9 protein-coding genes and 1 pseudogene are annotated in these 15,668 nt (G+C 40.7%); all 10 read left to right on the forward strand.

What is annotated here, in order from left to right:
• Positions 1–41: 41 nt before the first annotated feature.
• The 10 genes and pseudogenes from mutS to AWM71_RS05430 all read left to right on the forward strand — a co-directional run bounded on the left by mutS (position 42) and on the right by AWM71_RS05430 (position 15,291).
• Positions 42–2,621, forward strand: coding sequence for a DNA mismatch repair protein MutS (mutS, locus tag AWM71_RS05385; RefSeq protein WP_060776991.1), 2,580 nt, complete (start codon positions 42–44; stop codon positions 2,619–2,621).
• Positions 2,612–4,504, forward strand: a complete 1,893-nt coding sequence (mutL, locus tag AWM71_RS05390; protein ID WP_162492234.1) for a DNA mismatch repair endonuclease MutL — start codon at positions 2,612–2,614, stop codon at positions 4,502–4,504. The genes mutS and mutL overlap by 10 nt, the downstream gene beginning before the upstream one ends.
• Positions 4,505–4,554: 50 nt before the next feature.
• The gene (msrB, locus tag AWM71_RS05395) at positions 4,555–4,992 is read left to right on the forward strand and encodes a peptide-methionine (R)-S-oxide reductase MsrB (protein ID WP_060776993.1); all 438 of its coding nucleotides are present in this window, start codon (positions 4,555–4,557) and stop codon (positions 4,990–4,992) included.
• 15 nt (positions 4,993–5,007) lie between these two features.
• The gene (ruvA, locus tag AWM71_RS05400) at positions 5,008–5,610 is read left to right on the forward strand and encodes a Holliday junction branch migration protein RuvA (RefSeq protein ID WP_060776994.1); all 603 of its coding nucleotides are present in this window, start codon (positions 5,008–5,010) and stop codon (positions 5,608–5,610) included.
• Positions 5,611–5,625: 15 nt separating this feature from the next.
• Positions 5,626–6,657, forward strand: a complete 1,032-nt coding sequence (ruvB, locus tag AWM71_RS05405) for a Holliday junction branch migration DNA helicase RuvB (RefSeq protein WP_060776995.1) — start codon at positions 5,626–5,628, stop codon at positions 6,655–6,657.
• On the forward strand, positions 6,638–7,711 hold the full coding sequence (gene queA, locus AWM71_RS05410) for a tRNA preQ1(34) S-adenosylmethionine ribosyltransferase-isomerase QueA (protein WP_060776996.1): 1,074 nt from the start codon (positions 6,638–6,640) through the stop codon (positions 7,709–7,711). Before ruvB ends, queA begins: the two co-directional genes overlap by 20 nt.
• 70 nt (positions 7,712–7,781) lie before the next feature.
• Positions 7,782–11,186, forward strand: a complete 3,405-nt coding sequence (locus AWM71_RS05415) for a DNA polymerase III subunit alpha (protein WP_060776997.1) — start codon at positions 7,782–7,784, stop codon at positions 11,184–11,186.
• Positions 11,187–11,273: 87 nt separating this feature from the next.
• On the forward strand, positions 11,274–12,251 hold the full coding sequence (gene pfkA, locus AWM71_RS05420; protein ID WP_060776998.1) for a 6-phosphofructokinase: 978 nt from the start codon (positions 11,274–11,276) through the stop codon (positions 12,249–12,251).
• Between the two features lie 20 nt (positions 12,252–12,271).
• Positions 12,272–14,059: a pyruvate kinase gene (gene pyk / locus AWM71_RS05425; protein ID WP_082632711.1), complete on the forward strand. Its 1,788-nt coding sequence runs from the start codon at positions 12,272–12,274 to the stop codon at positions 14,057–14,059.
• A 231-nt stretch (positions 14,060–14,290) separates the two neighbouring features.
• A pseudogene (locus AWM71_RS05430) lies at positions 14,291–15,291 on the forward strand (IS30 family transposase).
• The last annotated feature ends 377 nt before the right edge of the window (positions 15,292–15,668 follow it).

Here is a 15,668-nt window from a genome sequence, read left to right on the forward strand (position 1 = left end):
AAAAGACAGGTGTTAAGAAGATTAGACAAGGATGAATGGAAATGACAAAATTGGCAGATACCACACCAATGATGAAGCAATATCACAAGATGAAGGCCAACTATCCCGATGCTTTTTTATTTTTTCGTTTAGGGGATTTTTATGAATTGTTTGAAGAGGATGCTGAGAAAGCTGCCCAACTTTTAGAAATCACCTTGACGAGTCGAAATAAAAATTCTAAGAATCCAATTCCAATGTGCGGAGTCCCTCATCATGCGGTGGACGAGTATATCAAAACGTTAGTGAATCAAGGCTATAAGGTAGCTATTGCTGAGCAAATGGAAGATCCTAAACTTACAAAAGGCATGGTAAAGCGCCAAGTCATTCGAGTGATTACGCCTGGAACGTATTTAAGCAATGGCAACAAGGAAAATAACTTTATTTGTACGATCAGCAAGCCTTCAAGAGGGTATTGCTTGGCTTATACGGATATCTCTACAGGAGAAATTAAAGTCACAAAAATTTCAGATTTTGAAACCCTCCAAGCGGAATTTGGACAATTACAAGCCAAGGAAGTGGTATTTTCAGAACTCCTTTCAGATAAAGAAATGGAAATTTTACAAAATATTCATTCCTTTACAGTTTCACAAGTCCTCCAAATGCAAAAGCAAGACTTGAAGGATGAAACATTTCAGAAATTAACGGAAGATATCGAAGATCTCGATGAAAAGGAAGCCCTCAGAGATTTGATGGCTTATGTGGCTTCGACGCAATTCCAAATGATTGATCACTGGCAAAAAGCTGTGAATTATGAAGTCAGTCATTACTTGCATATGGATTATTTTGCGAAGAAGAATTTAGAATTAACAGAATCAATTCGTACCCAGCAGAAGAAGGGGAGCTTGCTTCACTTTTTAGATCATACACAAACAGCGATGGGGGGAAGATTGTTAAGACAGTGGTTAGATCGTCCGCTCATTATTCAATCTCAAATTGAACAACGGTTGGACCAAGTGGAAGCTTTGATGAATGCTTTCTTCTTGAGAAGAACGATTCAAGAAAAATTAAAGGGTGTGTATGATTTAGAGCGCCTTGTGGCTAAAGTGTCAATGAAACAAGTGAACGCCAGAGAACTTCTCCAACTCAAACATTCCTTAGAACAGGTGCCAATTATTTTGCAGGCTATTCAAGAATGGATCAGTGAGGAACCTATGCGTGGCCCTATTTGGCAGCCAATCCTTTCAACGATGAAGGCTTTACCAGAAGTGGTAGATTTGATCGACAGGGCGATCGATCCTAACGCTAACTTATTGATTACTGAAGGAAGTGTGATTCGGGATGGCTTTGATGAAGTGTTAGACGGCTATCGCCAAGCCCTTCAACATGGGACCGAGTGGTTGGCTACCCTGCAACAAGAAGAACGACAAAAAACAGGCATTAAATCTTTAAAAGTGGGCTACAATAAGGTATTCGGCTATTATATTGAAGTAACAAAAGCTAACTTGCATCTTTTGGAAGAAGGCCGCTATGAGAGAAAGCAGACCTTAACGAACGCAGAGCGCTTTATTACTCCTGAATTGAAAGAAATGGAATATAAAATTTTAGAAGCCCAAGAAAAATCGGTAGAAAGAGAATACCAACTCTTTGTAGATGTTCGACAAAAAATTCAAACCTATCAAGGGCGTTTGCAAGACTTGGCAAGCAGCATTGCTCAGTTGGATGTGGTTCAAAATTTAGCAGAAATTTCAGAAAATCATCAATTTGTGCGTCCACAATTTGATGAGAAGCGCTTATTTTTAAAAAACAGTCGTCATCCTGTAGTGGAAGAAACAATTGGCCGTGATCAATTTGTGCCTAATGACATTTGTATGGATGAGCAAACCTCTATTCTCTTAATTACAGGACCCAATATGTCTGGAAAATCAACCTATATGCGCCAGTTAGGACTTATTGCGATTATGGCTCAGATGGGATGCTTTGTGCCAGCTGATCAAGCGGTTTTGCCTATTTTTGATCGGATATTTACCCGAATTGGGGCGACGGATGATCTTCAAGCTGGCCAATCCACTTTCATGGTAGAAATGATGGAAGCTAATCAAGCTATCCAACATGCTACAGACCGGTCGCTTTTGCTGTTTGACGAGATTGGGCGGGGAACCTCCACTTATGATGGAATTGCTTTAGCGCAAGCTATTCTGGAATACTTACATAGCCATTATCAAGCGAAGGTCCTATTCTCTACCCACTATCATGAATTGACAAGTCTAGAGACGACACTCCCTCGCTTAAAAAATATTCATGTAGGGGCTACGGAACAAGACGGAGATTTGGTCTTCTTACATAAAGTTTTCGAAGGACCAGCGGATAAAAGTTACGGGATTCATGTGGCTAAATTGGCGGGAATGCCGAGAAGTTTATTGGTAGATGCGCAAAATATTTTAGAAGAATTGGAAGAAGAGAATGCCCAAGAAGAGACCCAACAGATGTCGCTCTTTGTTCAGGAAGAACCCTCTAAAAGAAATCCAGTGGAAGAAGAGGTACTGGATCAATTAGACCAATTAGACCTAAATAACATGACGCCTATCCAAGCTTTTGAAAACTTGAAATCTATTCAGGATCTCTTGAAAGGAGAATCTTCATGATTCATGAGTTACCCCCACAAGTTGCCAATCAAATTGCGGCCGGAGAAGTCGTAGAGCGACCGGCTTCTGTCGTTAAAGAGTTGCTAGAAAATGCGATAGACGCTCAAGCGACAGAAATTGATATTTTTGTAGAAGAAGCCGGTCTCAAAACCATACAAATCATTGATAATGGGATAGGGATGTCTTCTGAGGATGCTCAGATCGCTTTTAAGCGGCATGCTACCAGTAAAATCTTTCAAACTAAAGACTTGTTTCGTATTCACACTTTAGGTTTCCGGGGTGAAGCTTTGCCAAGTATCGCTTCTGTTTCAGAGATGTCTTTAGAAACCAGTGACGGCAAAGAAGGCACGGCGATTTCCTTGGTAGCTGGAGAGATTGTAGACGTAAAGGCAGGTCATTTGCGTAAGGGAACTTCTATACGCGTAGAAAATTTATTCTATAACACACCTGCCCGCCTCAAACACATCAAACAGTTAAGTACAGAACTTTCTCATATTACAGACATTGTCAATCGGATGGCGATGGGATATAGCCATATTCGTTTTCACTATGCGCATGATGGGAGAGTGTTGTTGCAGACGAATGGAAAAGGCAATCTTCAAGAAGTGTTAGCGGCTATTTATGGCTTTAAACAAGCGCAAGATATGGTCAAAATTCAAGCCGAAGATTATGATTTCTCCCTCTCAGGCTATATTTCTAAGCCTGAACTCACCCGAGCTTCTCGGCAGTATTTGTCTATCTTTTTAAATGGACGTTATATAAAAAATTATTTGCTTAATCAAGCCATTATGAAAGGCTATGGATCGAAGCTCATGGTAGGGCGTTATCCATTGGCTGTATTGAGTATTCAAACAGATGCTCAACTTCTGGATGTGAATGTCCATCCTACTAAGCAGGAAGTACGGATTAGTAAGGAAGATCAACTCTATGATCTCATTGTGAAAGCTATTCAAGAAGTTTTAGATCCTATGCAGCGGATTCCTACTGGGCGACCAGGGGATTCAAAAGAAAGCTTAGAAGGCTTTTCTCTTGCTGAAGAGAGTCAAGGGGAGCAGGTACAACTGAAATGGCAAGGAACAGGCTTAAGGGTTGAAGAAGAAACCGTGCCTTCAGAAGACTTCACTGAGAAAGGACAAGATAGGATTATTGAGCCAGAAGCCTCTCGAGAATCCACACAAATCAACAGTCCTTCAGAAGGAGCAATTTCATCGGAATATGAGGAGGCGCCCTCTCTAAAAGTTACTCAGAGAAATGTTACTTTTCCACATTTAGATTATATAGGACAGCTTCATGCCACTTACCTTCTGTGCTCAGACGAAACGGGAATGTATATGGTGGATCAACATGCGGCTCAAGAAAGAATTAATTATGAAAAATTCCGAGAAACTATTGGAACTAAAGGAACCGCTGTTCAAGACTTGTTAGTGCCATTGATTTTCTCCTATTCTTCTGTTGAAAGTGATCAAATTCGACAAGTATTACCCGCCTTGCAAGATTTGGGAATAGGCATTGAAGAATTTGGCAATCACCAATTTATTATTCATTCGCATCCTACTTGGATGGGAGAAAACAATATCAAAGATCATATCGAAGCAATGATTCAATTAGCAATAGAGGATCGCCACTTTTCTTTGAAGGCTTATCGTGAAAAAACAGCTAAGATGATGTCTTGTCGTTTAGCGATCAAAGCCAATCATTATTTAACGGATGATCAAGCCAAACAGCTTCTTGAGGATCTCTCTTATTGTCATAATCCTTATAATTGTGCGCACGGACGTCCTGTTCTGGTTCACTATTCCACCTATGATATTGAGCGGAGCTTTAAACGGATTCAGGACCCTCACCAAGCAGTTAAACCTCAAACAAAATCAATGAATAAATGAGTGGAAACGTGTAGAATAGTTCATGAGAAAAGAGATGAAGGAGAATAAGCATGAATCTAAAAGAAAAAGAAGAACGTTTAAAAGAATTGACGGAAGAACAATATGAAGTCACACAAAACCAAGCAACCGAACGTCCTTTTACGGGGGAATATGATGAATTCTTTGAGAAGGGAATTTACGTGGATATCGTGGATGGAACGCCCTTATTTTCCTCGGATAATAAATATAATTCAGGGTGCGGGTGGCCAGCTTTTACACGCCCTATTCTAGAAGAGCAGATTGTAGAGAAAAGAGATCTTACGCACGGCCTTGTCCGCAGAGAAGTGAGAAGTCATCAAGCGGATTCTCATTTAGGACATGTTTTTACAGATGGGCCAGTAGAAGAAGGTGGATTAAGATATTGTATTAATTCGGCTGCACTTCGATTTATTCCCTATGATAAGATGGAAGAGGAAGGATACGGCGATTACAAAAAATACGTAAATTAAGTGGAGTGAAAGCGAATGTTTGAATATTTGAAGGGAATTTTAACTGAAGTAATGAGTGATGCAGCTGTTCTTGAGGTTCAAGGGATCGGCTATAAGCTCTATATGGCCAATCCTTATCGACTTAATGGCCAAAAGGGGCAGGAAGTTAAGATTTGGGTGCATCAATCTTTTAGTCAAGAGGCCGTACGCTTATATGGCTTTTATACTTCGGAAGAGAAAACCTTATTTCTTCGCTTGATATCAGTCTCTGGGATTGGACCTAAGAGTGCGATTTCTATCTTATCCTTAGGAGATCATGCGGGTTTTGTTCAAGCTATAGAGGCAGAAGATATTAAGTTCTTAACGAAATTCCCAGGTGTAGGGAAAAAGACCGCCCAACAAATTATTCTTGACCTCAAAGAAAAATTAGGAGAGTTCACTGGAAATTTGAGTGATCTTCCTAGAGAAGAAGTCATAGTTACAGAAAATCCAGTTGTGATAGAGTTGCAGGCAGCATTGGCAAGCTTAGGATACTCTAGTCGTGAAATTAGTCGGGTGGTGAAGCAGGTAGATTTCACTCAGGTAACAGATACAGCAGAAGCTATTCGGATAGCTTTAAGGTTTATTACGAGTCAATAGGAGAAAGGAGTCCGTATGGTCCAGGAAAGTCGCTTATCGGATGGACGAGAGAGGGAAGAAGAACAAGGAGAAGAACAAGTGCTTCGTCCCCATTACTTGAAAGAGTATATTGGTCAAGCCGAAACGAAAGAAGAGTTACTCGTCTATATCAAGGCTGCTCAAGCTAGAAAAGAATCTTTAGATCATGTCTTGCTTTATGGGCCACCAGGTCTTGGAAAAACGACTCTCGCTCAGGTGATTAGTCATGAATTAAATGTGAATATTCGTTTGTCGAGTGGACCTGCCATCGAGAAAACAGGGGACCTTTTAATTCTTTTAAATGAGCTTTCTCCGGGAGATGTTTTGTTTATTGATGAGATTCATCGCTTACCGAGAGTCGTGGAAGAAATGCTTTACAGTGCCATGGAAGATTTTCGGGTGGATATCATCATTGGCCAAGAGGAAAGTTCTCGGTCGGTTCAATTTGATCTTCCTCCCTTTACTTTAATTGGAGCAACGACGAGAGCGGGAAATCTTTCTGCCCCTTTGAGAGATCGTTTTGGAATTATTCAACATATGCGCTATTATACTGTGGAAGAATTAGAAGCGATTGTTCAAAGAACCAGTCGTGTGTTTGGAATAGAGATTGATGAGGAAGCGGGGCATGAGATTGCGCTTCGGTCACGAGGCACGCCTCGGATTGCCAATCGCATTTTGAAACGAGTTAGAGATTTTGCACAAGTCTATAATTTATCCGGACATGTTGATTTAGGGGTGACCCAAAAGGCTCTTCAAGTCTTGCAGATCGATTCAGCTGGGTTAGATGTTTTGGACCGGCGAATTTTAGAAACGATTATTTATTTTTATCAGGGCGGACCGGTGGGGTTATCAACTATTGCTGCGAACTTATCAGAAGATAGGGAAACGATCGAAGATATGTATGAACCTTATTTGATACAAAACGGTTTTTTGAAGAGGACGCCAAGAGGAAGAATGGTGACCTTCAAGGCTTATGAACATTTAGGAATTCCCTACAAGGAGGAGAATAATGACTTTAAAAACGAGTGATTACGATTATGATTTACCAGAAGAATTGATTGCCCAAACCCCAACGAAAGATCGGTTGGCTTGCCGACTATTGAAATTACGAGCGACAGATGGGCATTACGAAGATTGCCAATTTGAAGATGTGGCGAGTGAATTTGAAGCAGGCGATGTCTTGGCTTTAAATAACACACGGGTTCTTCCTGCACGTTTATACGGACATCGTCAGGGGACAGGTGGCCATGTAGAAGTCTTGCTTTTGAAGAATACAACGGGCGACCAATGGGAAGTCCTCGTACGTCCCGCTCGTAAATTACACGAAGGGGGCGTTCTTGAGTTCGGAGACGGTCGCTTAAAAGCTACCATTTTGAAAGAGTTAAATTATGGGGGAGGAAGACTCATTGAATTTTCTTATGACGGTATCTTCCTTGAAATCTTAGAAAGTCTGGGAGAAATGCCTCTACCTCCTTATATCAAGGAAAAATTAGACGATCCAGAGCGCTATCAAACCGTTTACGCTAAGGAAAATGGATCTGCTGCAGCGCCAACAGCCGGACTTCACTTTACGAAGGACTATCTCAAGAAATTAGAAGAAAAAGGAGTAAAGATTGCCTATCTGACCCTTCATGTGGGCTTAGGAACTTTTAGACCGGTAAATGAAGAAGATATTGAAGATCATGAAATGCATTCAGAATTCTATCATTTAGACGAAGAAAATGCGGAGATCATTCGTCGGGCGAAGGAAGAAGGTCGTCAGGTGGTCGCTTGTGGGACGACCTGTATTCGAACACTTGAAACCATTGGAGCCAAGTTTGACGGCAAGGTTCAAGCAGATTCAGGCTGGACGAGTATCTTTATCTACCCTGGCTTTAAGTATCGGTTAGTTGATAGTTTTATTACGAACTTCCACTTACCCAAATCAACTTTAGTGATGTTAGTGGCTGCCTTTACCGGGCGGGAACATATTCTAGCCGCTTACCGTCATGCGGTGGAAGAAAAGTATATGTTCTTTAGTTTCGGAGATGCTATGTTTATTCGTGGCCCTCAAAATCCAAAGGCCTTGGAAGAAAATCATTAATAAAAAGGCTAAAAAAGGAAGGAGGTTACTCGTTCCTTTTTAGCTAGGAGAAAAAGAAGGGAGGTAATAGATGATGTTTGTACCACTGAATGTCACTTCTACTTACACGCTTTTAAAAAGTCCTATGACACCCAAAGCTTACGTAAAAGCCGGTAAAAAGTTAGGCTACTCAAGTCTAGGATTATGCGATCAAAATGTTTTGTATGGCGTCAATGAGTTTTATCAAGCTTGTCAACAGGAAGGCATCCAGCCTTTAATTGGACTTCGGGTGGCCTTTGCAATAGGACAAGCCAATCAAGAAGAGTGGATAGTCTATGCCCAAAATTACCAAGGCTATCAAGAATTAATGGAAATCTCTACTTGGTTAAAATCAACCGATTCGATAGAGAGTGAGCAGGAAAGACCCTTCCTTTTGCAGAATAGTAGGAACTGTTTTTTGATTTTAGATAGTGTGAATGGCCCTCATATCAACTATCTCAAACAGAATCAACCGCAATTAGCCGAAAAATTTTTGGAGCAATTTCAAGGTGAAAAATGGAACGGCCGGGTGTATTTAGGGATTGATGATCAAGACACCTATTATCATTCTGCTTTACGCACTCTTAGCAAAAAAAGTGGCTGTCCTCTTATCGCTATGCCGGCTGTTGCTTATGAGAAACCGGGCGATTATTTTATTCAACGCCTCCTGCAAGCCATTGACAAAAATGAAGTCTTAGAGGATTACCAACACCTCGCCGGTGAAAGCGGGAGTGCTTTTCTCAAGCAAGAAGCGGCTTACCTCAAACGGTATCAAGCTTTAGGACTAGAAGAGGCGGTGGAGAATTGTCGAGAGTTGGCGAATCAATGTCAAGTCACTCTTCCTTACCATCAGCACCTTCTTCCACGTTATCCTCTGCCAGAGGGAGTAGAGGTTTGTGATTATCTTCGTCAAAAGGCAGAAGAGGGATTAGAAGACCGACATCTTTTGAATTTACCTGTCTACAAAAAGCGCTTAGATTATGAACTAGCAGTCATTGATCAGATGGGCTTTAGTGATTATTTCTTGATTGTTTGGGATGTGATGGCTTATGCGCATCGTCAAAAAATCATGACGGGGCCTGGGCGGGGATCTGCCGCGGGTTCTTTGGTAGCCTATGCCTTAAAGATTACGCAAGTGGATCCTATTGCTAACCATCTTTTATTTGAACGCTTTTTGAATCCAGAACGGAAGAATATGCCAGATATTGATTTAGATTTTCCGGATGACAAGCGCCAAGAGATCGTAGAATATGTTTACAGAAAGTATGGGAGTGAACATGTGGCTCAGATTTCTACGTTCGGAACCTTTCAAGCGAAGAAAGCTCTGCGAGATGTGGGACATACTTTCGGAGAAGACAAGAAACTAATTGATCAATGGGCGAAGACTATTACAGGCATGGGACAAGGGCTAAGGGATTCTTACCAAAGCTCTCCCCAATTACAAGGACTTGTCAATAACCACGTCAATGGCATGCTGTGGTTTAAAACAGCTTGTGCTTTAGAGGGATTGCCACACCATGTTTCCACACATGCGGCTGGCGTTTTGTTAAGTGATAAGCCTTTAGTTGAAACTATTCCCCTTCAAGCTGGACTCAATCATACGATTCACCAGTCTCAATTTACTATGGGAGAAGTAGAAGCGATTGGCTTATTGAAGATTGACTTTTTAAGTTTGTCAAACTTAACCATTCTCGCCAATGGGATAGCAGCAGGTGAAAAGATATTGAATCAAAAGTTGGAACCAAGTGTTTTCCCTAGAGACGATCAGGCTGTCTACCAACTCTTCCAAGAGGGGGATACCTTGGGAATTTTTCAGTTTGAGTCTTCAGGCATTCGTCGAGTTCTCAAGCGGGTGAAGCCTACTAACATGTCAGATTTAGCCGCGGTCAATGCGCTTTATCGGCCAGGTCCTATGCAACAAATTGATGAATTTGTGAAGAGAAAACATGGTCAAGCTCCGATTACTTATCTTCATCCGGACTTAGAGGGAATTCTTAAGGAAACTTATGGTGTGATGGTTTATCAAGAGCAAGTCATGCAAGTCGCTCAAAAAATTGCCGGCTTTACTTTGGGAGAGGCGGACCTACTCAGACGGGCGATGAGTAAGAAGAAACATGCCCTCATTGAACAAATGAAAGAAAAATTTGTGCAACAAGCTAAAGAGAAGGGCTATTCCCAAGAAAAAGCGGAAGAAATCTATCATTATATTGCTTCTTTTGCGGATTATGGCTTTAACAAATCGCATGCCTATGCTTATTCGTATCTGGCTTATCAACTGGCTTGGTTGAAGGTGAATTTACCAGCAGCCTTCTATTACGGTATATTGAGTCGCACAAAAATTTACGAAGAAAAGGGACAAGCGCTTTATCAAGAAGCCAAATGGCGTGGCGTGACGGTGGAAGTGCCGGATGTGAATCAGTCTTATGTCGGAATGCAAGTCAAAGACGCTAAGATCTTACAGTTAGGTTTGAGCGATATTCGAGCAATTCCACGAGCGAGTGCCTATCAATTGGTTCAAGAAAGATTAGAAGGCGGAAGATATAAGAGTCTCTTTGATTTAATGAATCGATTAGATTTGAAATATATTCGCAAGGAAGTTCTTGAACAATTAGCCCTTTCAGGGGCTTTGGATACATTTGGACTGACTCGACGCACCTTAATTGAAGAGGCTATTCCTAAATATATCGATCACATTACCTTGTTTGGACGAACAGGCGATCAGCAGTTATCTTTGCCTTTGTTTATTGAAGGAGATAAACAATTATATGCTCCAAATATCAAAGAACTCCCAGAATACGATGAGAGTCACCTTCGACTAGGGGAACAAAGCACACTTGGACAAGCACTGACCCTTCCTCTCTTTCAGGATTATCAGCCTTTTTATCGAACAGGTTTGATTCAAGCAACTTCTCAACTCCCTGTTTCTCAAAAAGTTCATTTACTTCTTCATATCCAACAAATAAAACGGATTCGTACACAGAAGGGACAAGCTATGGCTTTTCTTCAAGGAGATGACGGTTTTGGTCAGATCGAAGTGACTGTTTTTCCGAAAGCTTATATTGATTATGCAGCGCTTCTTCATGAAGGAAGAGAGATTTTTCTGAGTGGAAAAGTTGAAAATCGAAAAGGAAAGAAGCAAGTTATTCTTCAGACCGCAACAGAAGTTTCTCAACGCTTAAAAGATGCATTAAAGAAACAGACTAGTAATCAAAAAAGCCACTTAAAAAAAGAAAAAATGTATCACATTCGAGTCGCTAATCGAGCATTTGCTAGTCAAACAAAGAAACAATTAATGCGACTTATTCAAAAAAATCCAGGGGAGTATAGGATAAATTTCACAATTCAAGAAGAAGGTAAATCGTATGTTTTATCTGATTCTTATCGATTAGGAAATTCTTCTGAAATCCTTGCTACACTTAGGATGATGTACGGCAAAGGAAATGTTTTATTCTTATGAAATCGTTTTCCTACAAAAATGCTACTCATAATCATAAAAACATGATATGATACTATGTGAACGAAAAAGAAAGGATACGGTGAAATTATGGCAAAAAAAATCGCTGTCTTGACGAGTGGGGGAGACGCCCCTGGAATGAATGCTGCTATTCGTGCAGTTGTTAGAAAAACAATTTTTGATGGCCATGAAGCTTACGGTGTACGGTATGGCTATCGTGGACTGGCAGAGGGAGATATTTTTCGGATGGAAGCTGCGGATGTTTCTAATCTTTCTGCTCGTGGTGGTACGGTACTTTATACGGCCCGTTATCCGGAATTTGCGAATGAAGAAGGGCAACTTAAAGCCATTGAACAACTCAAACGTCATGATATTGATGGCTTAGTTGTTATTGGTGGAGATGGATCTTATCGTGGCGCTTTAGCCTTAGCGCGCCATGGTTTTTTGACAGTAGGTATCCCTGGGACGATCGATAATGACATCCCTGGAACCGATTTCACTCTTGGGTTTGATACCGCATGTAATACAGCGATTGATGCTTTAGATAAATTAAGAGATACCGCTAAGAGTCATATGCGTACTTTTATTGTTGAAGTGATGGGACGTAATGCCGGAGATATTGCTTTATGGTCCGGAATTGGATGTGGAGCAGATCAAATTATTATTCCAGAAAAAGACTTTAATATGGATGATGTTATTGCTCAAATTGATCACGGTCGGGAAAGAGGCAAGATGCATACTATGATTGTTCTTGCAGAAGGCGTGATGCCTGCTCATGAATTTGCAGAGGCAATGAGTCAATATGGGGAATATCATATTCGGGCTGTAGTTATTGGGCATATTCAACGGGGCGGGGCACCTAGCGCCAAAGACCGCTTGTTAGCAACTGCTTTCGGTCATCGTGCAGTTGAAATGATTGAAGAAGGTAAGTCAGGAATCTGTATGGGAATTCGTGATAACAAGCTCATTTACACACCAATTGAAGAAGCTTTGAATAGCAAGGGAACAGACTCTAATTTTAATGAGTATCTCTATAACTTGAATAACGAAACTTCTGTTTGGTCATAGGTATAAAAGGAGAAATAATTATGGCATTTAATATGAAATTAGATAAAAAAACGAAGATTGTCTGCACGATTGGGCCAGCTTCTGAATCTAAAGAAACACTTATGGAACTCGCAAGATCCGGTATGGATGTTGCTCGGATGAATTTCTCCCACGGCTCTCATGAAGAACATTTAGCCAGAATTAAAATGGTTCGTGAAGTGGAAAGAGAAGTTGGGAAACGGATCGGGGTCTTACTTGATACTAAAGGTCCAGAAATCCGTACCCACGATATGAAAGATCACCAGCCTGTTCTTCTAGAAAAAGGGACCACAGTTCGGATTTCTATGAACCAAGTAGAAGGAACCAAGGACTTAATTTCTATCACTTATCCAGAATTGATTAATGATGTGAAACAAGATTCTCATATTTTAATTGATGATGGTTTGGTAGACCTTCGCGTAACGGCCATTGACTTTGATAAGCAAGAAATTGTCACTGAAGTAGAAAACAGTGGGATTATCAAAGACAAAAAAGGGGTTAACGTCCCGGGCGTTTCTATTGGATTACCAGGGATTACCGAAAAAGACGAAGATGATATTCGTTTCGGACTTGAAAATGGCATTGATTTCATCGCCGCTTCCTTTGTTCGGAAAGCAGAAGATGTCTTAGAAATCCGTAAAATATTAGAAGAAACCGGTCAAGAAGATGTTCAAATCATCCCTAAAATTGAAAGTCAAGAAGGGGTAGAAAACTTAGATAGCATCTTACAAGTGTCTGATGGGTTAATGGTTGCTCGTGGGGACTTAGGGGTAGAAATCCCAGTGGAAATGGTTCCTGTTTATCAAAAGGAAATGATTCGGAAATGTAATGCTGCGGGTAAACCAGTGATTACGGCTACTCAAATGCTAGACTCCATGCAACGAAATCCACGTCCTACCCGTGCAGAAGCTTCTGACGTTGCTAATGCGATCTTAGATGGAACTGATGCTATCATGTTATCTGGTGAAACAGCAGCTGGGGACTATCCTATTCAAGCGGTTCAAACGATGGCAAGAATTGCTGTAACAACGGAACGGGAAGGCAAATTACGTAATCAAGCGAAGAAGGCCTTGAAAGAATACAAGAACAGTGATGTGTCTGAAGCGATTGCGCAATCTGTTGCTCACACAGCTAGCAACTTAAATATCAATACCATCGTAGCAGCCACCAATTCAGGGCACACCGCTCGTTTAATTTCTAAGTATCGTCCAGACGCTTATATCTTGGCTTTGACTTTCACCGAACGTCAAGCCCACAAGCTATTGATCAGCCGTGGCGTTGTTCCAATGGTTATTGAAAAGCTAAAATCAACCGATGAATTAACTTTAGTAGCTACTCAAACCGCCAAAGAATACGACTATGCTAAAGACGGCGACTTAATCTTGATTACAGCGGGTGTTCCTGTCGGCGAAACAGGCACAACTAACTTAATGAAGATTCAAATGATTGGAGAGCGCTTGATTGAAGGCCAAGGTATCGGCAATTCTTCTGTGATTGGACATGTGGCTAAGGCAAGCACTCCTGAAGAAGCTATTCAAAAGGCTAACTTCAACAATATTCTCGTCTTGGATCGGACAGACGAACGTTATAATGAAGCAATCGAAAAAGCGGGGGCAGTCATCGTTGAACACGCGACTTTGACAGGTCATGCTGCTGTAATGAGCGTGAATACAGGGACCCCAGTCCTTGTTAATGCGAAAGAAGCTTTCGAAGTTCTAGAAGAAGGTCAATTGATCACTTTAGATGCTCGTCGTGGAAGAGTCTACGCAGGGGCTACTACCACTATATAATAGGAAATAATAAACACTTAAAGGATGAAAAGGACGATTTTTCGTCCTTTTTTATTTAGAAGCTAAGTTAAAAATAAAAAAGATAAGTTGTAAAATGAAGTGCATAAAGAAAAGGACGACAAAAAACCAGTGAGGCTCTATACTTAAAAGCGTCTAAACCCAAGTAAAGGAGCACTCACCGGCTATGAAACACCAAGGTCATATGCACACCTTTCTGCAGAAAAACGCAGAATCATCCAAGCAATGCACCATGAAGGACATAAACAGAAAGAGATTGCTGTCGCCATCGGAGTTAATCAAAGTCCCATATCGCGTGAATTAAAACGCGTCAAATGACCTACGATCATCAATATGTTGATGTCTATCTAGCAGAGACTGGCGCGCGTGTTTATAAAGAAAATCGGTCAAATTCAAAGGCAAAAGGTGCTTTGTTCGGAAAGTCTACTTTTATAAAAGCTTTTGAAGAAGCTTTACTGACGCATAAAAAAGATCGTGTCTTCAATGTTGACACTTTCACTCATAAGTACCGTAGAGAGCATCCTTTAGAAAGTGTCCCTTGCCCCAAAACGATGTATAAATATATCAACCTTGGGATATTAAGAGTGAAAAATATTGATCTTCCTATGAAACCACGGATTCGCCCAAGAAAGCAATCAAGTGAACCACGAGGAATGAATAAAAAGTTATTCGCAAAAAGCATTGATCAACGATGCCCAGCCATTCTTTCCAGAGAAGAATTTGGTCATTGGGAGTTTGATCTCGTGATAGGAAAGAAGACTAAGGGGGAGCCTTGTATTATTACTCTAGTTGAACGGAAAACGCGAAAACTTCTCACCCAGAAGACTTGGAAGTGGGATGCCGCTTCAATTGTAAAGTCCGTAAAAAAGATGATTCTCAAAGAGGAGCAAGAGTATTTAAAACCCTTAACGACCGATAAAGGAAGTGAATTTTCTAATCTGTCACAACTTGAAAACGGACTAAAAGATATAGAAGTCTTTTTCACTCACGCTTATTCTGCCTGGGAAAAAGGAACTAACGAAAGGCATAATCGCGTGTTAAGAGAATTCTTGCCTAAAGGGACCAGCTTTAAAAATCTGATATACCAAGAGTTGGCGCACTACACGAATACTATAAACAATCGCTTCAGAAAGATCTTAGATTATCAAACGCCCAATGACTGTTACATCATGGGAGTTGCGAAACTTCAGGATACCCTTAGAGAAGTAGGTTAAAGTGCTTAACCAAGTTTAGAGATTCAGGGTGGGCCAGTCAAGGTCCGCTACGCTTTCCCCTTGAATCTCTAAATAGTAATCAAGCACTTTAAGCTTGAGAAAATGGGCCAAGAATGATTGATTTTATCAGCCTTTTAGCTATTTTGCATGAAACTGAAATTTTTGAATTTAAATATGCATTTGATATTGCAATTTACCGAAAAATAAAAAAGGAGAAATTGATTTTTTACAGATTGACAAACCTCTAATTATTCGATATAATACTATAAATTTGGAGCGAGACTCTAACTTTAATTCTGTCCAGTGAGGCATGAAAAGTAATCAATGAAAATATACGCCCTCTTGAGGCGACGAATTGAAGACTTTTTTGAACCTGG

The organism is Aerococcus christensenii, from assembly GCF_001543105.1.
Taxonomy (GTDB): domain Bacteria; phylum Bacillota; class Bacilli; order Lactobacillales; family Aerococcaceae; genus Aerococcus; species Aerococcus christensenii.